Source organism: Mycobacterium sp., from assembly GCF_965229265.1.
Lineage (GTDB): Bacteria > Actinomycetota > Actinomycetes > Mycobacteriales > Mycobacteriaceae > Mycobacterium.
Map to the genome: position 1 here is coordinate 876,188 of NZ_CBDDIY010000012.1, position 21,631 is coordinate 897,818.

20 protein-coding genes are annotated in these 21,631 nt (G+C 67.3%); 7 read left to right on the forward strand and 13 right to left on the reverse strand.

Annotated elements, in window-relative coordinates; genetic code table 11:
- Positions 1-5: 5 nt before the first annotated feature.
- Genes ADBZ9K_RS21950 through glf form a run of 3 tightly spaced genes read right to left on the reverse strand, consistent with a single transcriptional unit; the run spans position 6 to position 3,701 of the window.
- Positions 6-566 carry a phosphatase PAP2 family protein gene (locus ADBZ9K_RS21950; RefSeq protein ID WP_526624131.1) on the reverse strand — a complete coding sequence of 187 codons (561 nt, stop codon included), beginning with the start codon at positions 564-566 and terminating at the stop codon, positions 6-8.
- Positions 559-2,490, reverse strand: coding sequence for a glycosyltransferase family 2 protein (locus ADBZ9K_RS21955; protein ID WP_526624133.1), 1,932 nt, complete (start codon positions 2,488-2,490; stop codon positions 559-561). Before ADBZ9K_RS21955 ends, ADBZ9K_RS21950 begins: the two co-directional genes overlap by 8 nt.
- On the reverse strand, positions 2,487-3,701 hold the full coding sequence (glf, locus tag ADBZ9K_RS21960; RefSeq protein WP_526624135.1) for a UDP-galactopyranose mutase: 1,215 nt from the start codon (positions 3,699-3,701) through the stop codon (positions 2,487-2,489). Before glf ends, ADBZ9K_RS21955 begins: the two co-directional genes overlap by 4 nt.
- A gap of 246 nt (positions 3,702-3,947) precedes the next feature.
- On the opposite strand from glf, the gene ADBZ9K_RS21965 reads away from it, so the two are divergent.
- Positions 3,948-4,877, forward strand: coding sequence for a hypothetical protein (locus tag ADBZ9K_RS21965; protein WP_526624137.1), 930 nt, complete (start codon positions 3,948-3,950; stop codon positions 4,875-4,877).
- A gap of 161 nt (positions 4,878-5,038) precedes the next feature.
- Positions 5,039-6,679 (forward strand): N-acetylmuramoyl-L-alanine amidase, encoded by a 1,641-nt coding sequence (locus tag ADBZ9K_RS21970; RefSeq protein WP_526624139.1) that lies wholly within the window; start codon positions 5,039-5,041, stop codon positions 6,677-6,679.
- Between the two features lie 19 nt (positions 6,680-6,698).
- On the opposite strand, the gene ADBZ9K_RS21975 is transcribed toward ADBZ9K_RS21970, so the two are convergent.
- Genes ADBZ9K_RS21975 through ADBZ9K_RS21985 form a run of 3 tightly spaced genes read right to left on the reverse strand, consistent with a single transcriptional unit; the run spans position 6,699 to position 9,040 of the window.
- Complete coding sequence (locus tag ADBZ9K_RS21975; protein WP_526624141.1) at positions 6,699-7,511, reverse strand: Cof-type HAD-IIB family hydrolase; 813 nt, start codon at positions 7,509-7,511, stop codon at positions 6,699-6,701.
- Entirely contained in the window at positions 7,511-8,257 is a 747-nt protein-coding gene (locus ADBZ9K_RS21980; RefSeq protein WP_526624143.1) for a lysophospholipid acyltransferase family protein, read from the reverse strand. Before ADBZ9K_RS21980 ends, ADBZ9K_RS21975 begins: the two co-directional genes overlap by 1 nt.
- A 6-nt stretch (positions 8,258-8,263) precedes the next feature.
- Entirely contained in the window at positions 8,264-9,040 is a 777-nt protein-coding gene (locus tag ADBZ9K_RS21985) for a lysophospholipid acyltransferase family protein (protein WP_526624145.1), read from the reverse strand.
- 142 nt (positions 9,041-9,182) lie between these two features.
- Here ADBZ9K_RS21985 and ADBZ9K_RS21990 point away from each other — a divergent pair, with 142 nt between their 5' ends.
- Together ADBZ9K_RS21990 and ADBZ9K_RS21995 are read left to right on the forward strand one after the other, a co-directional pair.
- Complete coding sequence (locus tag ADBZ9K_RS21990; protein WP_526624318.1) at positions 9,183-10,733, forward strand: Rieske 2Fe-2S domain-containing protein; 1,551 nt, start codon at positions 9,183-9,185, stop codon at positions 10,731-10,733.
- Positions 10,730-11,065: a hypothetical protein gene (locus tag ADBZ9K_RS21995; RefSeq protein ID WP_526624147.1), complete on the forward strand. Its 336-nt coding sequence runs from the start codon at positions 10,730-10,732 to the stop codon at positions 11,063-11,065. Before ADBZ9K_RS21990 ends, ADBZ9K_RS21995 begins: the two co-directional genes overlap by 4 nt.
- 122 nt (positions 11,066-11,187) lie before the next feature.
- On the opposite strand, the gene ADBZ9K_RS22000 is transcribed toward ADBZ9K_RS21995, so the two are convergent.
- Both ADBZ9K_RS22000 and serS read right to left on the reverse strand, forming a co-directional pair.
- On the reverse strand, positions 11,188-12,006 hold the full coding sequence (locus tag ADBZ9K_RS22000; protein ID WP_526624149.1) for a DUF5718 family protein: 819 nt from the start codon (positions 12,004-12,006) through the stop codon (positions 11,188-11,190).
- The gene (serS, locus tag ADBZ9K_RS22005; RefSeq protein WP_526624151.1) at positions 12,003-13,256 is read right to left on the reverse strand and encodes a serine--tRNA ligase; all 1,254 of its coding nucleotides are present in this window, start codon (positions 13,254-13,256) and stop codon (positions 12,003-12,005) included. Before serS ends, ADBZ9K_RS22000 begins: the two co-directional genes overlap by 4 nt.
- A gap of 119 nt (positions 13,257-13,375) precedes the next feature.
- On the opposite strand from serS, the gene ADBZ9K_RS22010 reads away from it, so the two are divergent.
- Both ADBZ9K_RS22010 and ADBZ9K_RS22015 read left to right on the forward strand, forming a co-directional pair.
- Positions 13,376-14,767 carry a septum formation family protein gene (locus ADBZ9K_RS22010; protein ID WP_526624153.1) on the forward strand — a complete coding sequence of 464 codons (1,392 nt, stop codon included), beginning with the start codon at positions 13,376-13,378 and terminating at the stop codon, positions 14,765-14,767.
- Positions 14,767-15,117: a metallopeptidase family protein gene (locus tag ADBZ9K_RS22015; protein ID WP_526624155.1), complete on the forward strand. Its 351-nt coding sequence runs from the start codon at positions 14,767-14,769 to the stop codon at positions 15,115-15,117. Before ADBZ9K_RS22010 ends, ADBZ9K_RS22015 begins: the two co-directional genes overlap by 1 nt.
- Before the next feature lie 7 nt (positions 15,118-15,124).
- Here ADBZ9K_RS22015 and ADBZ9K_RS22020 read toward each other — a convergent pair whose 3' ends face one another.
- The 5 genes from ADBZ9K_RS22020 to ADBZ9K_RS22040 all read right to left on the reverse strand — a co-directional run bounded on the left by ADBZ9K_RS22020 (position 15,125) and on the right by ADBZ9K_RS22040 (position 20,082).
- Positions 15,125-15,868, reverse strand: a complete 744-nt coding sequence (locus tag ADBZ9K_RS22020; RefSeq protein ID WP_526624157.1) for a hypothetical protein — start codon at positions 15,866-15,868, stop codon at positions 15,125-15,127.
- The gene (locus ADBZ9K_RS22025) at positions 15,865-17,016 is read right to left on the reverse strand and encodes a GumC domain-containing protein (protein WP_526624159.1); all 1,152 of its coding nucleotides are present in this window, start codon (positions 17,014-17,016) and stop codon (positions 15,865-15,867) included. The genes ADBZ9K_RS22020 and ADBZ9K_RS22025 overlap by 4 nt, the downstream gene beginning before the upstream one ends.
- A gap of 56 nt (positions 17,017-17,072) precedes the next feature.
- A complete protein-coding gene (locus ADBZ9K_RS22030; protein ID WP_526624161.1) occupies positions 17,073-18,680 on the reverse strand; it encodes a S53 family peptidase in 1,608 nt (535 codons plus the stop codon).
- Positions 18,681-18,722: 42 nt separating this feature from the next.
- Positions 18,723-18,980 carry a hypothetical protein gene (locus tag ADBZ9K_RS22035; RefSeq protein WP_526624163.1) on the reverse strand — a complete coding sequence of 86 codons (258 nt, stop codon included), beginning with the start codon at positions 18,978-18,980 and terminating at the stop codon, positions 18,723-18,725.
- A 415-nt stretch (positions 18,981-19,395) separates the two neighbouring features.
- Positions 19,396-20,082: a histidine phosphatase family protein gene (locus ADBZ9K_RS22040; RefSeq protein WP_526624165.1), complete on the reverse strand. Its 687-nt coding sequence runs from the start codon at positions 20,080-20,082 to the stop codon at positions 19,396-19,398.
- A gap of 299 nt (positions 20,083-20,381) precedes the next feature.
- Here ADBZ9K_RS22040 and ADBZ9K_RS22045 point away from each other — a divergent pair, with 299 nt between their 5' ends.
- A complete protein-coding gene (locus ADBZ9K_RS22045) occupies positions 20,382-21,626 on the forward strand; it encodes an IS110 family RNA-guided transposase (RefSeq protein ID WP_526617886.1) in 1,245 nt (414 codons plus the stop codon).
- Positions 21,627-21,631 lie beyond the last annotated feature (5 nt).

Consider the following 21,631-nt stretch of genomic DNA (forward strand, 5'->3'; position numbering starts at 1 on the left):
GGCGCTCACTGACGCGTCTCCTTCTGCGGTGAGACGAAACGCGCAGCCGTCGTGGCGACGGCAGCGCCCACAGCTGCCCCGGCAAGCACGTCGGTCGGATAGTGCACACCGAGTACCAGCCGCGACAGGGCCATCGCCGGCACCACCGCCAACGGCAGCGGCGAGCGGGTGGCCCGGCTCAGCAGCATAGCCGCGGCAGTCGTGGACGTGGCGTGCGCCGAGGGAAAGCTCAGCGCGCTGGGCGTGCCGACGTTGACCGCGATCGCCGGGTGGTGGGGCCGTTTGCGGCGCACCACCAGCTTGATCGCGATCGCGGCCGCGTGCGCCGCCACCGCGCCGACGCCGACCAGCAGCCAGTCGCGGCGACGCTTCGGGTTGACCAGCGCACCCAGCGCCGACAGCGCAACCCAGCCCTGGGCGTGCTCGCCGAAGTGCGACATCGCCCTGGCGACCGCGATCACCTCGGGCGTCCCCAGCCTGGACTGGATGGCGACCAGTGCGGCGACCTCGCCGCCGGCCGGCGGCGAGACCGGCTCCAGCGCCCCCGGCGCAGAGTCGTCAGGCATGGGTGGAGGAGTTCTCTAACAACACCGTTTCCCACTTCTCCTTGCTGGACAGCACCGGCAGTGCCTTGCGGTAGACCTTGCGCATCCGGTTGTACTTGCGGGCCAGCCGAATGTGCTGGCGCAACGAGGCGCGCAACAGCGCGAACATCTTGGCGCGGTCGCGCTGGCGGTAGACCACCCCGCCGCCGTCGGCGGTGGTCACCGTGACCCCGTCGACCTTGCACAGCAGGAACCAGCGCGCGTCCTGGGTGGGCACGTTGAGCTGCGGGCGCTGGTGGTGGGCCGAGTTCTCCTTGCGCAGCTGATGGAGAACGCCGCGGGCGAGTCGAAAACCAATGGCGGGCAACGCAACCGGCGGGCTGTGCACCTTCGTGCGGCCGCTGGGCTTGGGCAGCGAAGTGGCACCCGGCAGCACCACGGCGTCGGGGTACTGCTCGCGCATCTTGCGCACCTCGGGCAGCGCCGACTCCAGGATGGAGAAGATGTGTTCCGGGCCGGCCAGGAAGTCGGCGATCGCCCGGTTCTGGATGGCGACCGTCGAATACTCAAGGCAGAGAAGGTGTTTGAACATCGCCTTTAGCGAGCTGGCCAGCAGACCATTCACCGGGCCGTCCCAGTGCAGCGCCGAGACCACCAGGCGGTTGCGCAGGTGGAAATAGGCCTGCCAGTCGATGGCGTCGTCTTTATCGCTCCAGGCCATGTGCCAGATGGCGGTGCCCGGCATGGTGACGGTGGCGTAGCCGTGTTCCCCGGCGCGCAGGCCGTAGTCGGCGTCGTCCCACTTGATGAACAGCGGCAGCGGCTGACCGAGTTCCTCGGCGACCCGCCGCGGGATCATGCACATCCACCAGCCGTTGTAGTCAACGTCGATTCGGCGGTGCAGTTTCAGGCTGCGCTCGTCGTCGTCGGCCAGCGGGTATTTGGCGAAATCGTGGTCGTATTCGGTGTGCGGTGCATTCGTCCACATGAAGTTGGACTGGTCTACCACCTCGCCCATCACGTGCAGGTGTGACGGCTCCTGCAGGTTGAGCATCTGCCCGCCGATCAGCGTGGGCGACTTGGCGAATCGGTTGAGCGCCAACGCCCGCAGCACCGAATCCGGTTCGATGCGGATGTCGTCGTCCATGAACAGGATCTGCTCGCAATTGGTGTGCTTGAGCGCCTCGTACATGACGCGGCTGTAACCACCCGACCCGCCGAGGTTGGGTTGGTTGTGGATGGTCAGCCGATCACCGAGGCGGGCAGCGGCAGCCGGGAAGTCGGGATGCGCGCTGGCCTTGTTGTTGCCCTGGTCGGCGACGATGACCGCGCCGACGACCTCGTCCACCAGCGGGTCGGCGGTGAGCGCCTTGAGCGCGTTGACGCAGTCGGCCGGGCGGTTGAACGTGGGGATGCCGACGGTGATGTCGGCCCGCCCGGGAGCGGGCACCGGGGCATACCAGGCCGCCTTGTGCAGGATGACCTTGGTGTCGGTGGTGATGTCGAACCAGATCCAGCCGCCGTCTTCGAAGGGACCGAGTCCGACCTCGAACTCCGCGGCCGTCGGCGTCGTCGCGTCCGGGCTGCTGATCTCGGCGCCGCCGACGGTGATCCGCGCCCCCGTCGCCTTGGACCGGTAAACGTCAACGCGGGCCGAGCCGGTCAGCTCGACCCTCAGCACCACCGAATCCAGCACCGACCAGCGCCGCCAGTAGCTGGCCGGGAACGCGTTGAAATAGGTCGCGAACGAGACCTCAGACTCGGCGCCGATCTCCAAGGTGGTCCGGGTAGGCGCATGAGCCCGGCGCGCGTTGGTGTCGGACTCCTCGATGTAGAGCTTGCGGACGTCTAGTGGTTCACCGGGGCGCGGGAGGATGACCCGGGCCAGTAGGCTGACGGCCTTGGTTTCACCGGCCGCGATCGGGCCGGACGGGATTTCGCTCATGCGGTGCTGCTTTCGGTGTTGTCGCCGGCCAGCGGCGCGCCCTCGCCAAGATGCGGAGCCAGAACGTTGTCGTACATGCTCAGTGCGCTGGCGATGGCCATGTGCATGTCGAGGTATTGATACGTGCCCAGCCTGCCACCGAAGAGCACCTTCGCCGCGGAGGTCTCCTGGCGGGCCCGGGACCGGTAGGCGGCGAGCACCGCACGGTCGGCCTCAGTGTTGATCGGGTAGTAGGGCTCGTCGTCGGCGTCGGCGAACCGGGAGTACTCCCGCATGATGACCGTCTTGTCGGTCGGATAGTCGCGCTCGGGGTGGAAGTGCCGGAACTCGTGGATGCGGGTGTAGGACACGTCGAGGTCGTTGTAGTTCATGACGGGTGTGCCTTGAAAATCACCGCAGTCGCTCAACACCTCGAGCTCGAAGTCCAGCGTGCGCCAGCCCAGCCGGCCCTCGGCGTAGTCGAAATAACGGTCCAGCGGCCCGGTGTACACCACCGGCGCGTCGGGGCTGTCGGCCCGCAACGCGTCGCGCACGTCGAACCAGTCGGTGTCCAACCGCACCTCGATGCGGTCGTCGGCGGCCATGTTCTCCAGCCACCTGGTGTAGCCGTCGACCGGCAGACCCTCGTAGGTGTCGTTGAAGTAGCGGTTGTCGAACGTGTAGCGCACCGGCAGCCGGGTGATGTTGGCCGCAGGCAGGTCCTTCGGGTCGGTCTGCCACTGCTTGGCGGTATAGCCCTTGACGAAGGCCTCGTAGAGCGGCCGGCCGATCAGCGAGATGGCCTTCTCTTCGAGGTTCTGCGCGTCGGCGGTGGAGATCTCGGCGCTCTGCTCGGCGATCAGGGCGCGCGCCTCGTCGGGGCTGTAATAGCGTCCGAAGAACTGCGCCACCAGCCCCAGGCCCATCGGGAACTGGTAGGCCTGGCCGTTGTGCATCGCGAACACCCGGTGCTGATACCCGGTGAACTCGGTGAACTGGCGGACGTAGTCCCACACCCTCTTGTTGGAGGTGTGGAACAGGTGCGCGCCGTACTTGTGGATCTCGATGCCGGTCTGCGGCTCCGGCTCGGAGTAGGCGTTGCCGCCGATGTGCGGGCGCCGCTCGACGACGAGCACACGCTTGCCGAGCTGGGTGGCCACCCGCTCGGCAATTGTGAGGCCGAAGAAGCCGGAGCCGACGACGAAGAGATCGAAGGATCGAGAAGCGGTCATCGGCGCCTAGGCTATCCGACGCCGGGGCTGTGACCCGCATCGCAAGCCGGGGCGGCAGCGGGAAATCGCGTGCGCTCGTTAACGAATCAAGGTCGCAATTAGCTCACGATTCAGCATCGTCACTCTAGACACACTATTCACAGCCGTACCATCGATCACGTTGGCTTTGACCACGGCGCACGGCCGTTGCCGAAGCCCACGACGTATTCCAGACACGAACGTTGTCTAGATATTGAGGAGACTTCCGTGCCGAACCGACGTCGACGCAAGCTCTCGACAGCCATGAGCGCAGTCGCCGCCCTGGCCGTCGCAAGTCCAATCGCCGCTATTGGTGTCATCGAGCTCAGCGCTGCCCCGCAGAAGACGCCCGAGCACCGCGAATTCGTCCGCGCTGCGGTCGTGACCGACCTGCCCAACGAGCTCATGTCCGCGCTTCAGCAGGGCCTGTCGCAGTTTGGGATCAACCTGCCGCCGCTGCCGACGGGTCTCAGCCCGGCCGGTGCGCAGCCGGTGCAGGCCGGCCCGACGCTGACCACGCCGTCGCTGACCACCCCTGGCCTCACCACGCCGTCCCTGACGGCGCCCGGTCTGACCACGCCGGGGCTCACGACGCCGGGGCTGACCACACCGTCGCTGACGACGCCGGGGCTCACCACGCCCTCGCTGACCACGCCGGGGCTCACCACACCGAGCCTCACCACACCGGGCCTCACCACGCCGTCCCTGACGGCGCCCGGTCTGACCACACCGTCGCTGACCACGCCCGGCCTCACCACCCCGGGCCTGACCACGCCGTCGGCATCGGCGCTGACCGACCCGGGCCTGACCAGCCCGGGCCTGACCAGCCCGCAGACCGGCTTGGGCACCCCGTCGCTGACCAATCCCGCGCTGACCAGCCCGTCGGCCACCGGCCTCGGGCTGCCCAACGAACTGCCGATCAGCACACCCGCCGCTGGCACGTACCCGATCCTGGGCGACCCCAGCCTCGGCGTGCCGAGCACCACGTCGAGTTCAGGCGGGATCATCAGCGACCTGAGCAGCGCCGCCAACCAGCTCGGCGTCGGACAGGCGATCGACCTGCTCAAGGGCGTCGTCATGCCGTCGATCACTCAAGCCATGCAAGGCGCGTCGGCAGCTGCTGCCGCGGCACCCGCAGCAGCAGCTCCGGCCGGATAACGAAAGCCTGCATCGGAACGGCACCGCAGGGTGGGTCCGGCCGTCTGGTCAGAGAACCCGGAGAGGCCCCTGCGGTGCCGTTGCAGGCTCAATTATCACTTTATTCACACTGGCCCGTGTCGAACCACAGGTATCAGTAGGCACATACGTAACATCGCGGTGTGCTGTCCCGTCGTCCCGCACCGACGATCTGGTTCACCGCGATCGCGGCGACCGTCGTCATCCTGCCGTGGGCGATCACCGGCGTTCCCGGCTCGGAGCCCAAGGACAAGCCCAGCGCCGCCGACACCGTGCTGTCCCAGCAGCCGCTGCCCGGACTCGCCGGCGGCGTGACGGTCCGCGAGATCAGCCAGTCCACCCCGTTCTCACTGGTGGCGCTCACCGGTACCGACCTCACCGGAACCTCGGCCCGGGTGCGGGCCAAGCGGGCGGACGGGTCGTGGGGTCCCTGGTACAAGGCCGAGACGCTGGAGTCCAACGCCGAAGACACCCAGTCCGGCGGGCCCCGCGGCACCGACCCGGTGTTCGTGGGCACCACCACCACCGTGCAGATCGCGGTGACCCGGCCGCCCGGCGCCCCGGTGACGACCGCGCCCCCGGAGACCGGCCTGGACGCGGGCAAGGAACTCGGCTATGTGCCCGCGACCGCCGAACAGCCGTTTGCACAGAACATCTCGGCCGTCCTGATCACCCCGCCCAAAGCCCCCGTCGACGCCCAGTGGACCCCACCGACGGCCGTCCTAGGACCGGGCCAGCCGCCGAACATCGTCAGCCGCGCCCAGTGGGGTGCCGACGACCGCATCCGATGCGGAAATACCGAATACGGCAACGGAATCCGAGCGGCGGTGGTCCATCACACCGCGGGAAGCAACGACTACGCGCCCGAGGACTCCGCCGAAATCGTGCGGTCGATCTACGCCTACCACACCCGCACCCTGGGCTGGTGCGACATCGCCTACAACGCCCTGGTGGACAAGTACGGGCAGGTCTTCGAAGGGCGGGCCGGCGGCATCACCAAAGACGTACTCGGTTCGCACACCGGCGGATTCAACCGCGATGTCTGGGGTGTATCGATGATCGGCGACTTCGAGGATGTCCCGCCCACCGACATCCAGATCCGCACTGTCGGAAGACTACTCGGCTGGCGGATGGGGCTGGACCACGTCAACCCGCTCGGCACCGCGACCCTGACCTCGGCCGGCGGCAACTACACCTTCTTCCCCGCCGGCGCGACGCCGACCCTGCCCACGATCTTCGCCCACCGCGACGTCGGCAACACCTTGTGCCCGGGCAATGCCGGATACGCCGCGCTCAACCAAATCCGCGACATCGCAGCACGATTCAACCGCCCACCCGACCTCGTCGATTCACTGCGGGGCGGAGCGATCTTCGCCAAGTGGGAAACCATGGGCGGCAAGGACGGACCGCTCGGCGCGCCGACATCACCGGAGGCCGCCGCCGACGGTGACGCCCGCTACGTCACCTTCGAGCACGGCGCCATCTACTGGTCCCCGACCAGCGACGCGCAGCCGCTGACCGGGGCGATCTACGAGGCCTGGGCGTCGCTGGGGTACGAACGCGGCGCGCTCGGGTTGCCGACCAGTGGCGAAATCCAGGAACCTGAATGGATCGTGCAGAACTTCCAGCACGGCACACTGAACTTCGACCGGCAGACCCACAACGTCCTGCGGGTGGTCGACGGGCTGACCCTGGTGATGCCGCCGCCACCGGCCGACGGGCCACCGGTGCAGCTCGAACGGTTCACCCGGATCGAGAATCCGGTCCCGGAACCGGCGAGCTAACGGCGCGCCGCCAGAGCCCTCACAGCCACCAGCGTTCGAGCACCCGCGCCAACCCATCGTCGGTATTGGGCGCGGTGACCTCGTTGGCGGCGGCGATCGCGTCCGGATGAGCGTTGCCCATCGCCACGCCGTGCCCGGCCCACAGCAGCATCGGTACGTCGTTGGGCATGTCACCGAAGGTGATCACGTCCTCGGCGGTGATCTCCAGCGGCCGGGCCACCTCTTCGATGCCGGTGGCCTTGCTGGTCCCGATCGGGTTGATCTCGATCAGCCCGTTGTTAGTGGAGTAGGTGATGTCGCCCTCCACCCCGATATGTTTGGCCAGCAGCGCGGCCATATCGGAGCTGCGCGCACCGGCCTTGCGGATCAACAGTTTCACCGCGGGCGCACTGAGCAGGTCCTCGATGGACACCTCGGTGTTGTCCGGGTTGAGCCAGGCGTGCTCGTAACCCGGTGAGCTGACGAACTGCGGCGTCGCCGAATCGTGCGCGGTGCGACCGACGCGCTCCACCGCCAGACCGGCGCCGGGAATCACCCGGGTGGCGATCTCGGCAAGTTCGGTGAGCACGTCGACCGCCAGGGTGCGCGCGGAGATGATGCGGTCCTGATTGGGGTCGTAGATCACCGCGCCGTTGGCACACACCGCCATCGGCGCGAAGCCCAGCGCCTCGACCACGGGCGGAATCCAGCGCGGCGGCCGCCCGGTCGCCAACACGAAATGCACGCCCGAGGCCACCGCAGCGCGCACCGCTTGGCGGGTGCGGGGCGTGACGTTCTCGTCCTCGTCGAGCAGCGTGCCATCGACATCGGTGGCGATCAGCGCGGGCAACATCAGCGGTGCTCCGAGGCCCGGCGCGCCCGTTCGGCCAACTCGGCCTCGTCGAGCTTGCGGGCTTCATCCAGCGACGGCGCTGCGCCGCCGAGTGACTGCGGCACCCAGAACTGTCCCGGCGGATGCGGATAGGCCAGCTGGACCTCGCGCAGCTCGGCCTCCATCCGGTTGCGCAGCGCCGCGTCGAGCTCGGGCGCGGTACCGCCCGGCTGCAGCGGCCGGCCGAACCGGACAGTGAACGGAATCTTGTTGCGGCCCAATCGTTTCGGATAGTCTTTGGTCCACACCCGGTGGGCTCCCCACACGATGCACGGGATGATCGGTACCTGCGCTTCGAGTGCCATCCGCGCAGCTCCGCTCTTGAATTCCTTCAGCACGAACGCCCGACTGATTGTGGCTTCAGGGTAGACGCCGACGAGTTCACCGGCACGCAACTGGCACACCGCCTCGGCGTACGCCCCGGCACCGGCCCGCCGGTCGACCGGGATGGTTCCGGTGTGGGCGATCAGAAAACGCACGATCCGCACGTCCAGCATCTCGGCCTTGATCATGAACCGGATGCGACGCCGACGCCGGCGGGTGCCCAGCGCGGCCGGCAGGAAGTCGATGTAGCTGGTGTGGTTGATCGCGATAACGGCACCACCGTTCGCGGGGACGTTCTCCAGGCCTTCGTAGCTGATCTTCGTCCCCGCCGCCCGCACCGCGGCCGTAGCGGCGATCTCCAATGTGCGGAAAACGGGTTCCATGACTGCTTACCCCGGCGACCCTGTCGCATCCGGGCGCTGCGCCCGCTTCGCCGCCCGCTCGGCCGCCTCGGCAGCCTCCAGCGCCGCAGCCTCCGCGAGCGTCGGCGCACCACCCCCCAGGCGATGCGGCACCCAGAACTCCCCCGCCGGGTACGGGCCGTAGCTGTCCTGCACCTGCTCGAGCAGATGCTGCATCCGGGAGCGGAGCAGCGCGGTCAGCTCGGTGGCCGGCAAGGTGGGGGCGATGGGCTCGCCGACCGCGATCGAGATCGGCACCTTGGGCCGCCACATCTTGCGCGGGTGCCCCTTGGTCCAGATGCGCTGGGCACCCCACACGATGTGCGGGATGATCGGCACGTCGGCGGCGATCGCCATGCGCGCCGCGCCGGACTTGAACTCCTTGAGTTCGAAGCTGCGGCTGATCGTCGCCTCCGGATACACCCCCACCAGCTCGCCGGTCTTGAGCGCCAGGCACGCGGCGTCGAACGAGGCCGCACCGCTCTCCCGGTCCACCGGGATGTGCCGCAGGCTGCGCATGATCGGACCGGTGACCTTGTGGTCGAAGACCTCCTGCTTGGCCATGAAGCGCACCTTGCGGCCCCGGCCCTGCAGGTAGGTGGGCAGCCCGGCGAAGGTGAAGTCGAAGTAGCTGGTGTGGTTGATCGCGATGACCGCTCCACCGGTGACGGGGAGGTGCTCGACACCGGTCACGGTGAATTTCAATCCCTGGGCCCGCCAGAGAAGGCGGGCGATCTGGATGACTGTCCCGTATACCGGTTCCACAGCGGTCCAGCCTAGTGCCGCGCCAGCACACCGCGCACCCACCCGTCGGCGCGATGATCAGCATCGACGTTGCGCGATGCGGCGCAGGCCGCCCCGGCGGTTAAGCTCGTAACGGGTGCGTCGACCAGTGGAGAGGGGATTCGTGCAGGTCACCAGCATTGGCCACGCCGGCTTTCGGATCGACACCCAGGCCGGGAGCATCCTGTGCGATCCGTGGCTGAACCCCGCCTACTTCGGCTCGTGGTTCGTCTTCCCGGACAACAGCGCCCTGGACTGGGCCGCCCTCGGCGACTGCGACTACCTCTACGTCTCGCATTTACACAAGGATCACTTCGATCCCCGGCTGCTGACCGAGCACGTCAACAAGGACGCGGTGGTGCTGCTGCCCGACTTCCCGGTCCCTGATCTGAAGCGCGAACTCGAGAAGCTGGGATTCCACCGCTTCTACGAGACCAGCGACTCCGTCAAGCACCGCATCAGCGGGCCCAAGGGCGAGCTCGACGTGATGATCATCGCGTTGCGGGCGCCCGCCGACGGACCGATCGGCGACTCCGGGCTCGTCGTCTCCGACGGCACCACCACGGTGTTCAACATGAACGACTCGCGGCCGCTGGCCCTGGACATGCTGACCGAGGAATTCGGCCACATCGACGTGCACATGCTGCAGTACTCGGGCGCGATCTGGTACCCGATGGTCTACGACATGCCCGAGCGCGCCAAACAGTCCTTCGGCACCCAGAAGCGCCAGCGCGGGATGGACCGCTGTCGGCAGTACATCTCCGACGTCGGGGCCACCTGGGTCATACCGTCGGCCGGACCGCCGTGCTTCCTGGATCCGGCGCTGCGCGACCTCAACGACGACCACGGGGATCCGGCCAACATCTTCCCCGACCAGATGGTCTTCCTGGAGCAGATGCGGATACACGGCAACGACGGCGGGCTGCTGATGATCCCCGGCTCGGTGGCTGATGTCGCTGGCACCCAATTAAATTCGCTTACTCACCCGCTTCCCGTCGCCGAGGTGGAGGCGATCTTCACCACCGGCAAGGCCGACTACATCGCCGCCTATGCGGAGCGGATGGCCCCGGTGCTGGCCGCCGAGAAGGCCAGCTGGGCGCCGGCGACCGGAGAGTCGCTGCTGGAGCCGCTGCGCGCCAGGTTCGAGCCGATCATGCTGCAGAGCGATCAGATCTGTGACGGCATCGGCTACCCGGTCGAGTTGCGACTGGGCGCTGAGACGATCGTTCTGGATTTCCCAAAACGAGCTGTGCGGGAACCGATTCCGGACGAGAAGTTCCGCTACGGCTTCGAGATCGCGCCGGAGCTGGTGCGCACAGTGCTGCGCGACGACGAACCGGACTGGGTCAACACCATCTTCTTGTCCACCCGGTTCAGGGCGTGGCGAGTCGGTGGGTACAACGAGTACCTGTACACGTTCTTCAAGTGCCTGACCGACGAGCGAATCGCCTATGCCGACGGCTGGTTCGCCGAGGCCCACGACGACACCACCGACGTCACGCTGGACGGTTGGCGGATTCAGCGGCGCTGCCCGCACCTGAAGGCCGACCTGTCGAAGTTCGGTGTCGTGGAGGGATCGACGCTGACGTGCAACCTGCACGGCTGGCAGTGGAATCTGGAGAACGGCCGTTGCCTGACCACCAAGGGCCACGAACTGCGGTGTTCACGGCAATGACCGCCCCGCCGCAGCAGTACTACGACGACGGTCTGGTGCAACTGGACCGGCACGCACTGACGTTGCGGCGCTATCACTTTCCGTCGGGGACATCGAAGATCATTCCGCTGCAATCGATCCGGGGCTACAAGGCCGAACCACTCGGCCTGTGGATGCAGCGGTTCCGGCTGTGGGGTAGTTCGGATCTGCGCCGCTGGTTGCCGCTGGACATCTACCGGCCGATCAAGTCGACGCTGGTCACGCTGGACGTGCCCGGTACTCATCCGAGTCCGGCGTTCACGCCGGTAAAGCCGCGGGAGTTCGTAGCGGTGTTGGACGAGTTGTTGGGCTAGGGCTCAACGCCAATTCCAACCCACGCACCGACCGATTTCGTGCAGGTCGTCCGACATCGGTAGCCAGAAATGGCGCGATCTTCTCGCACTTTCGCGCCCAAATGTCGTTTGGGCGTAGGGGGCTACGGGGCCCAGACCAGTTGGCGCAGTTCGGATGCCGCGTCGCTGGCGGTGTCGTAGACGCGCACGATCGCCTCGTCGCCGGGCTGCAGATAGGTCGACTCCCCCAGCTTGGTGTAGCGCGTGGCACCGATGCCGATGAGTACCTTCTGCGGTCGCCCGCACGCCACCATCAGCGCACCGACATCCTCCAACGGCGTGTCCGGCGAGCCCTTCTGGTTGGCCAGGCGCTCGACGATCCAGTCCAGCAGCACCTCGCCGTAGTAGGAGTAACCCAGCAGCGGGCTGTCCACCCCATACTCGTGGTGCACGCCGTCGGCGGTGCGCAGATGGCACAGCAGCCGCAGCGTGGCGGTCGGGCCGTCCGGCGTCAGGTCGCTGATGTCAAAGAACTCGTGCGCGACGCCCTTGGACGCCGGGCCCCAGTTCTTCTTGTAACTGATCTTGGGCGCGTTGGGCCGGCGGATCGAGCAGTCGTTGAACGCCCCCAGCGCAAACGGCCGCAGCGTGACGACGGTGTCGCCCTCCCAGACCACGTCGCAGGCCAACCCGACTTCGGGCTCGATCTGCAGGTTCAATGGTCCCCCGTCGTCGGAGTCCTCGGTGGGCACCATCAGCGCGTCGTGCGACAGCGGGAACTCCCCCAGGAAACTGTCGTAACCCGGTGCGTACCAAGGGAAAATTCCCTTAGGGGCCACACCGACGCTGCTGACGTTGACGAAATCGACTGCCTCCCCGGCTTGTTCGAGGTGGCCGGCGAAATTGCCGGCGACGCCGAAGCCGAACCAGCCGCGCACCTCATCGAGGTCGAGTTCGATCACGGTTGAAGGACCTCCGTCCCCACAAAGGGCACCAGGGCAGCGGGCACACGCACACTGCCGTCGGGCTGTTGATGGTTTTCCAGGATTGCGACCAGCCACCGGGTGGTGGCCAACGTGCCATTGAGCGTCGCCGCGGTCTGCGGCTTGCCGTTCTCGTCCCGGTAGCGAGTGGCCAGCCGGCGCGCCTGGAACGTCGTGCAATTCGACGTCGAGGTCAGCTCCCGGTAGGCCCGCTGGGTGGGCACCCACGCTTCACAGTCGAACTTTCGGGCCGCCGAGGAGCCGAGATCACCCGCAGCGACATCGATCACACGGTATGGCACCTCGATGAGCTCGAGCATTTGACGCTGCCAGCCCAGCAGTCGCTGGTGTTCGGCCTCGGTTTCCTCGGGCCGGCAATAGACGAAGGCCTCCACCTTGTCGAACTGGTGCACCCGGATGATGCCGCGGGTGTCCTTGCCGTAGCTGCCGGCCTCGCGACGGAAGCACGACGACCAGCCGGCGTAGCGCAGCGGGCCGTCCGACAGGTCGAGAATCTCGTCGGAGTGATAGCCGGCCAGCGGCACCTCCGAGGTGCCCACCAGGTACAGGTCGTCGCCTTCGAGGTGATAGATCTCGTCGGCATGGGCACCGAGGAACCCGGTTCCTGCCATCACCTCGGGGCGCACCAGCACCGGCGGAATCATCAGGGTGAAGCCGTTGTCGGTCGCCAACCGCACCGCCAATTGCAGCAAGCCGAGCTGCAGCAGCGCTCCGCGTCCGGTCAGGAAGTAAAACCGGGAGCCCGACACCTTCGCGCCGCGCTCCATGTCGATCAGCCGCAGGCCCTCACCGAGTTCGAGATGGTCCCTGGGGTTCTCGATCTCGGGCGGCTCCCCGACCACATCGAGGACCACGAAGTCGTCTTCACCACCGGACGGGACGCCGTCGATGATGACGTTGGAAATGCTCATGTGCGCGGCGGTGAAGGCTGCCTCGGCCTGGGACTGATCGGTTTCGGCGGCCTTGACCTCAGCGGCAAGCTCTTTGGCCCGTTCGAGCAGGGCCGGCCGCTCCTCCGGGGACGCTGAGCCGACCTTCTTGCTGGCGGCCTTCTGCTCGGCCCGCAGCGAATCGGCGGTCGATATCGCGGCCCGGCGCGCGGTGTCGGCGGCCAGCAGGGCATCGACGAGGCCCGGGTCCTCCCCACGGCTGAGCTGGGACCGCCGTACGGCCTCGGGGTCGTCACGCAGCAGTTTCAGGTCGATCACGCCCTGAACCCTAACTTTTCCCCTCGGCCGCCGCGCCGGCCCCTCCGGCCGACCGCACAGCACAACCCCATAACTTTACAACTGCATCACTTGTCACACTCCTCGGCGCGCCTGCCACAATGGACGCGATGTTGCAGTTATCTGAGCGTGAGGACGTGACGCCCGAGCGGTCCGCCCCGGGCGCGTCGAAGCGCACGTTCCTGGGCACCCTGCAGGCCACGTCGACCCGCCGTGCACTGCTGCTGACCGCGCTCGGTGGCCTGCTCATCGCCGGCGTGATCACCGCGCTGCCGATCGGGTTCGACAACCGCCTCACCGGATACGCCGGCTCCGACCCGCTGTCGGGAGCCAGAGGCACTGCGGCGTTCGCCAAGGCCACATCGGGTAGCTGCCTGAACTGGCCCGACAAGAACCCCGACGCCGCCAGCATCGTCGACTGTAAGGACGACCACCGCTTCGAGGTCGCCGAGTCCGTCGACATGCGGACCTACCCCGGAAGTGAGTACGGCCCGAACGCGGCACCGCCGTCGGCGGCACGCATCCAGCAGATCAGCCTCGAGCAGTGCCAGCCCGCGGTGGAGCGCTACCTCGGCGACAAGTTCGACCCGAACAGCAAGTTCACCATCAGCATGCTGTGGTCGGGCGACAAGGCGTGGAGACAGGACGGGGAGCGGCGCATGCTGTGCGGCCTGCAGCTGCCCGGGCCCGATCGCCAGCAGATCGCGTTCAAGGGCAGGGTCGCCGAGATCGACCAGTCGAAGGTGTGGCCCGCGGGCACCTGTTTGGGCATCGACCCGTCGACCAACCAGCCCAACGACATTCCCGTCGATTGCGGAGCTCCGCATGCCATGGAGGTCACCGGCACGGTGAACCTCGCCGAGAAATTCACCGGCGCATTGCCCTCCGACGTCGACCAGGATGCGTTCATCAAGGACAACTGCACCCGGATGACCGACGCCTACCTGGCCCCGCTGCAACTGCGGACCACGACGTTGACCCTCATCTACAGCACGATCTCGCTGCCGAGCTGGACGGCGGGCAGCCATCAGGTGGCCTGCAGCATCGGCGCTACGCTGGGCAACGGCGGCTGGGCGACGTTGATCAACCCCGCCAAGGGCGCCTTGCTGATCAACGGGATGCCGCCGGTTCCGCCGCCGGACATCCCCGAGGAACGGATGAATCTGCCGCAGATCCCGCTGCTGCCCGACGTTCCCACGACCACCTACGCGCCGTCGACCTCCGACAGCACCCAGTACACCCAGTCCGACCAGCCCACCCAGCACCTGCCGCAACAGTCGACCGCTCCGGCCACCCAGACACCGACCGCGACCTCCACGGCACCACCGTCGAGCACCGCGGCACTGCCGCCGCAGCTGGGCAATGTCGTCAATGGCGAACCGGTACCGGCTCAGGCGCCTCCGCCGCCCGCCGACGCACCGCCGATGGACGGTCCCGCCGCCCCGGCAGGTCCCCCGCCCGGTCCAGCTGACGTCGTGCCCCCGCCGGCTTGATGCCCGTCGGAATGAATCCCCAGCGGTTCGAGGAGCTGGTCGGCGACGCCCTGGACCTCATTCCGCCCGGATTGGCCGCCGCGATCGACAACGTCGTTGTGCTGGTTGAGGACCGCCACCCCGAGGACCCGGATCTGCTGGGCCTCTACGAGGGCATCGCGCTGACCGAGCGTGACTCCAGCTATGCCGGCGCACTGCCGGACACCGTCACGATCTACCGTGAGCCGCTGCTCGACATGTGCGATACCGAGGCCGAGGTGGTCGAGGAAGTCGCCATCACCGTAATCCACGAGATTGCCCACCATTTCGGCATCGACGACGATCGATTGCACGAATTGGGTTGGGGATGAACGGGTCTCAGCGGGGCGGATCGCCCTGCCAGGTGAAGCTGTTGACGTACTTGCCCATATCCTGAGCAATCTGGAGATTTACTCCTGACGGAAGGCCGGGACCGAAATCAGGGCCAAAGGCGTGATATGGCCCTATTGCGCCCGCCACCAGCGCCAAGTCGTTCTTGACCGACACCAGCAGCACCGTCCGGATGCGGATGTAGCTGCTGCTGCCGCCCTGCGGCCAGACATCGGCGACCTCGCCGTAGCCGGGCTGATAGCCGACCATCGCGTTGGGGATCTCGTAGGCGATCTTGGCGTCGGGGAACTTCTTCTTCAACAGCGCGGTGGCGATGTCGCGGGGATTGCGGCCGGCGGCCGGTACGGAGAACAGTTCCAGGACACCGGTGTCACCGCCGGTGAACTTGGCCGTGACGCCGTCGCTTCCGCTGGAGATCTCATAGGCCGAGCCCGGTGCCGGGTACGACACCGAGAACGACCCGTTGGCTGCGGTGAAGCGCGGCAGCGAGGTGACCGGTTTGCCCATCGGCGGATTGCCGCACTCCGGCGGGCACATGTAGCGAGGGATCTTCTCGGTGACCATCAGCGAGACGCCAACCAGTACCGAGGCGACGACCACAATGCCCGCCGTCCACAGCCCGACCGTCCGACTAAACCGGATGCGACGGATCTCGCGGGTGACGTAAGTACCCGGAGGCAGCGCGTATCCCGGAAACCGCTCCTCGTTGGGAGCAGCAGAAGCTGTGGTCACGAACCCTCCGTGGCGACCTGACGCACCGGGCGTGCCTCGCGACGCTCGTGGCGCGACGCCCGCGACGACGCCCGAGTGGCCACGCCGCAGGCGGGGCAGAATGCCATATCCGGCACCACGTGCTCACAGTGGACGCACAGCAGCGGTTCGTCCGGTTCGATCAGATCGGGCGCTTCGTGCAGCAGGGCGAGCTGCAGGGCAATCCGCAACAGCACCAGCGCAACCAACGTCATCACGATGTGGATCACCAACATCCGCAGCTGTTCCATGCCGACGATGTCGATGACCGCAACGCCTACGTGGATCAACACCGCCATGGTTGCCAGTGCGTAGAGCGCCGCCCGGACCCGACCGGGATGCTCGTGCGGATTGGACGTCTGGCCCTTGAACCACAGGGCGACACCCATCATGCCGCCGGCAGCCGCGGCGGTCAGCGGGATCGTCAGGCCGCTCAGGATGGCCTCTACCACAAGCCCCTTGAGGGGCCGGTTCTGCGCCAGCAGACCGGTCGCGAACTGGGGGGCCAACCGCGTCAGCGTGGCCGCCGCGGAGAACATCAGCGCGGCCAGAGCGCCGATGACGAAGCCGTCCAACGACTCTCGCGATTTCGGCCGCAGCAACCGGACCACGACCGTCGGCACCAGCATGAGGATCATCCCGCCGGTCGGGATCAGCACCCCTTCGCGCACGACATGGTGGATAGCCAGGCCAGCGGCCATCGGGACGCCGTAGGCCCGGGCCACCATCTCCCCGGTCAGCAACACCCAGCCCACGCCGAGTGCCGCGCCCAGCACCCCGGCCAGCACCATGAACCCCACCGACATGTCGCGGTAGACGGCGGACTCACTGACGTAGAGCAGGAACAGCAGCGGCAGCCCCAGCGCGGCGACCGTGATCAGCGCCGGGGGGATCTTGAGGCAGGCAAAGCCCACCAGCCCGACGAGTACCAACGCCAGGCCGACCCGGAACGGCACGCGTGAACGCTGAGGAAGATGCGGAAACAGCGAGCTGGCGATGGCCGGCAGGAGCACGCTCTCCCCGGGGGACGCGCCGAAGGTGTCGCCACGCAACCAACGCGGTCCCCGTTTGGGTTCGGAGGCCAGATGGCCGCCGCAATAGCCGCAGAAGGCGCCGGCCGGAACGTCCATCTCGCAGACCTGGCACTCTAATGTCGGTACTTCGTCGCCTGGTTCGGTCCCGGCACTCATCCGATCACCTTCTGGGTCACGAGAATATTCTGCGCGAGGTTCTCGATGTTGGGTGTACCCAGTCCGGTCACCAGGTCATAGCCCGGGCCCGCATTGGCGACGGCGTTGCCGCCGAGCGTCACGTCCCGAAACGCCGGCAGCGGCGTGCCCTCGGCGATGTGGTAGAGCAGCGGGTTGATATCGCCGATGAGGGAACCGCCGTGATCGAGCACGTACTGGTTCATCAGCGCGGTCAGGCCCGCCCACACCGGCGCGGCCAGCGAGGTGCCCCCACCGATGATCAACTGCTGGTTGAACACGATCTGCACCCCGGTGAACGGGTCGGCGACCGCCGCGATGTCCGGGGTGAGCCGCTTGCCGTCGCCGCCGGGGATGTTCAAGGGCTGTTGCCACTCGGGGCGCTCGAACAGCGCCGAGATTCCCCCGCCGGTGCCCTGCGACAGCGGCGGGTCGAACCAGGCCTGCTCGGCGAGCCAGCCGCCGTTGTTGTCCGTCGACAGGGTGGTGCCGCCGACGTCGGTCATCTCCGGCATCGAGGCCACCGCGTCCAAGCCGACGTCGTTGGTGCTGGGCGGTGACGACCACTCGTCGCCGCCCTTGCAATCGATACCAGCGAGATCACCGCTGGCGTCGAACGCCGTCGTCCCGGAGCGGTGAGCACCGGCCAGCGCTGCGCGCACCGGGACCAGGTCGGCGGCAGTGATGAGCTTGTCGCAGCCCCACCCGATGGAGAAGCTCCAGACCGCGCCCGGGTAGCGGCGCTCGGTGTCCTCCATCAGCTTCGCGATCTTCTCGTACGACCCGTCGCCTTCGACGGTGGGCCGGGCGTTGACGAGCACCTTCTTAGCTTCGGGGGCGACGGCGTGGATCGCCTCCAGGTCCATCGTCGCCTCGCCCCGACGGGCTTCGGGCACGCCGCCGACCACGTCCGGGGTGAATTTCGGCAGGCTGAAACTGGTGGCGAAGGTATCGAGGTCGGCTTGGTCGAAGCCGTCGAAGGCGAAGACGACGACGGTGATGCCCTTGCCCTTGTAACCCTTGTCATGCAGCGGGGTGGCGTTGTACGTACGGAGCAGGGCGCTGGGGTTAAGGCCCTGGTCGGGCACTTCCCGCGGCAGCATCCAGACCTTGGACTCGCGATGCGGCGTGTAGCCGAGGATGCGGCCCAGTTCGGCGACCTCGATGCGCAGCGGCTGCGGGACGGATGGTTGCTGCGGCGAAGCGTAAAAAACCTGGCCGCGCTTACCGCGATAGTCGTGGACGTCGACGTCGAAGGCGCCAGAGACCGCGGCGGGTGCTCCCTCGACGATGGCCCAGGTGTCCCCAGGACGCCAGCGGACCTCAAGGTTCTGACCGGCAGCCCAGCCCATCAAGAGCTCGGGACGGGATGCATCACGCAACGCGGCCGTGATCTGAACATGGTCGGTCCGCGCGGGACCGAGATCTATCGAACTTGCCAGCAAAGACGCGTACGGGCCGCTGATCACAGCGGGCTCGGCGGGTGCCGAGGTCCGATGTCGATCAACGACCAGTACGGCGGCGGCGGTCAGCACCGTTAGCAGCGCCGCCGCCGACAGCGCGCGTAGGCGATGTGCCCGGATCACTGTCAGCGGAGGCAGGCTGCGAACGGATGCCGACCGAGCGGCTTAGTTGCCGCCGGTGATGACGTTGCCGGGCAGCGCGGTCGGAGCCGGCGGGGCCTTGACGGTGGGCGTGAAGGAGTTGGGGCCACCAGGCGAGACAGCCTTCTCCGTGGGCGACGGCGCGGGAGCACTGGTGCTCGTGGGCGACGTGGTCTCCGGAGCCTTTTCCTTCTCCTTGCCGCAAGCGGTCAGCGTGCCCATACCGACGATCGCGAGGCCGCCAGCAAAAAGTGCAATCTGCCGAGTCAGACGACTTGACATGTGATCAGTCCTTACCTTGGTTGCCGGGATTCGTCGAATGAGTCGCTGGCTGGCCCGGCAGTTAACCAGCCCACCCCCGAAGGGCCGAGGACACCCAACATATCTCACTCCACCAGCTATTGCATAGCTACTTTCGCGACGGGCGAAAACGTTGCCCTTCACCCAGCGTGGCAACGACGGTTTGCCGGGCCCCGGTGCTAAGAACAAAACATGGGGTTGAGCTGCCGAGAATGCGCTGCTGGTCTGGCACATTGCCACGGTACTCTGATCCGCCATTCCCGGCATGGTGCGGAATGTACCGAGGAGGGCTGCGAGAGCCCCGAAGTGGTGGTTCACACCCTGGTGATCGATTGCGACATGGTCGGGTGCGACTGTTTTCAGCAAACCGAAGACCGGGTCGCGGTCTGATTCGTCCTCAGCCCATCGGGTCGACGGATTCCAGCGCGTCTTCGACCGGGTGCACATCGGGTTCGGGGTAGAACGGCGGGGTCAGCGAGCCCCACTGCACGCAGCTCCAGCGGCCGTCGGTGATGGGCGCCAGGACCACCGACTCCGCGTTCGCCAGATGATGGTCCAGCACAAAGCTGCTCTCCACCCCGGCCAGGGTGGCCGCGGTCAGCCGGATCGCCGCCCCGTGGCTGACCACGACGATGTCCTCGGTCCAGGCGTGGTCGTCCAGATAGCGCAGCCGCAGGTCGGTGATCACCGGAAGGTAGCGGTCCAGCACGTCGCGGGCGCTTTCCCCACCGGGCATGGGAACGTCCAGTTCGCCCTGGTGCCAGCGCTGGTAGATGGCGTTGAACTCGGCAATCGCCTCATCGTCGTTGCGGTTCTCCAGATCGCCGGCCTGCACCTCGTGGATGCCCTCGAACTCCGCGGGCATCAGCCGCAGGTGCGCACCGATCTCGGTCGCCGTTTGGGCGGCGCGCCGGGCGATCGAGTGCACCAGCAGCCCCGGCGGAGTACCGCGCGACAGCGCGAAATCGCGCGCCTGCTCACGGCCAAGTTCGGTGAGATCGGCGCCGGGCGGACGGGTGTCGAGGCGACGTTCGACATTGCCGTGGGACTGGCCATGTCGCACCAGGATCAGCCGCCCGCTCACTGGTGCACCATCCTCGTGTCGGTAGTCTTCGTCGAGGGTTTTCTGGTGCACCATCCGGTGTGTCGGTGATCTTGGATGGATTGCCGATGCACCCGAGGTGGCTGCTGGTTCATCGCCCTGCTTGCTCGACGCATCTGACGTCCAGCATGAGTTCTGCGGGGGCCAGCGGTTACCCGGGGCACGCCGACCGTCGACAGGGCTAAGCGCCTCCGAGCGCCGCACAGTGAGCGAACGAGCAGTCGTGCCCCGGTACCACACGAGGGTGCCTCCCCACTGGGCTTAGCAGCGAGGAGGCTGTCATGAAGTCTGCCCGAAACACCCTGCCGACGGAACCCGTCAACGGCATCACCTGCGGCATCGACTGGGCGCGTGACGATCACGCTCTGTCGATCGTCGACGCCAAGGGCCGCGAAGTCACCCGCAAGACGATCACTCACAACGCGGCCGGACTGCGCGAGCTGCTCGCCGTGCTCGAGCGCGCCGGCGTGCGGGAGGTTGCGATCGAACGCCCGGACGGGCCGGTCGTGGACACCCTGCTCGACGCCGGTGTCACGGTCGTGGTGATCAGCCCCAACCAGGTCAAGAACCTGCGCGGCCGCTACGGTTCGGCCGGCAACAAGGACGACCGCTTCGACGCGTTCGTGCTGGCCGACACTCTGCGCACCGACCGAGCACGGCTGGCCCCGCTGCTGCCCGACACCCCGGCCACCGTCTCCCTGCGCCAGACCTGTCGTGCCCGCAAAGACCTTGTCGCCCACCGGGTCGCGGTGGCCAACCAGCTGCGCGCACATCTGAAGATCGTGTTTCCCGGTGCCGTGGGCCTGTTCGCCGCGATCGACAGCCCGATCAGCCTGGCGTTCCTGGCCCGCTTCGACTGCCAGCAACGGGCCGACTGGCTCTCGGTCACCCGCCTGAGCGCCTGGCTGGCCGGCGTCGGCTACAGCGGCCGCACTGATCCCCGCGAGCTGCACCGCCGATTGACCGCTGCTCCCCGCGCCACCAACGAGGTCACCGGCGCCGCGATCACCGGTGCGTTCGTCGCGACCCTGACCGCGCTCAACGCCCAGATCGCCGTCCTCGACGACAGCATCGCCGACCAACTCGCCGCCCACGCCGACGCGCACATCTTCACGTCCCTGCCCCGCTCGGGCACCGTGCGTGCCGCCAGACTGCTCAGCGAGATCGGGGACTGCCGCGCCCGCTTCCCCACCCCCGAATCGTTGGCCTGCCTGGCCGGTGTCGCGCCCTCCACCCGCCAGTCCGGCAAAGTCAAACACGTCGGATTCCGTTGGGCTGCAGACAAACAACTCCGGGACGCTGTCACCGACTTCGCCGGCGACAGCAGACGCGCCAACCCCTGGGCCGCCGACGTCTACACCCGCGCTATCGCCCGAGGACACGACCACCCCCACGCCGTCCGCATCCTCGCTCGCGCCTGGCTCTACATCATCTGGCACTGCTGGCAAGACGAAATCGCCTACGACCCCGCCAAACATCGCGCCCTCCAAATACTGCTCAACCAAGAACAACACCGGGCGGCTTGACACAG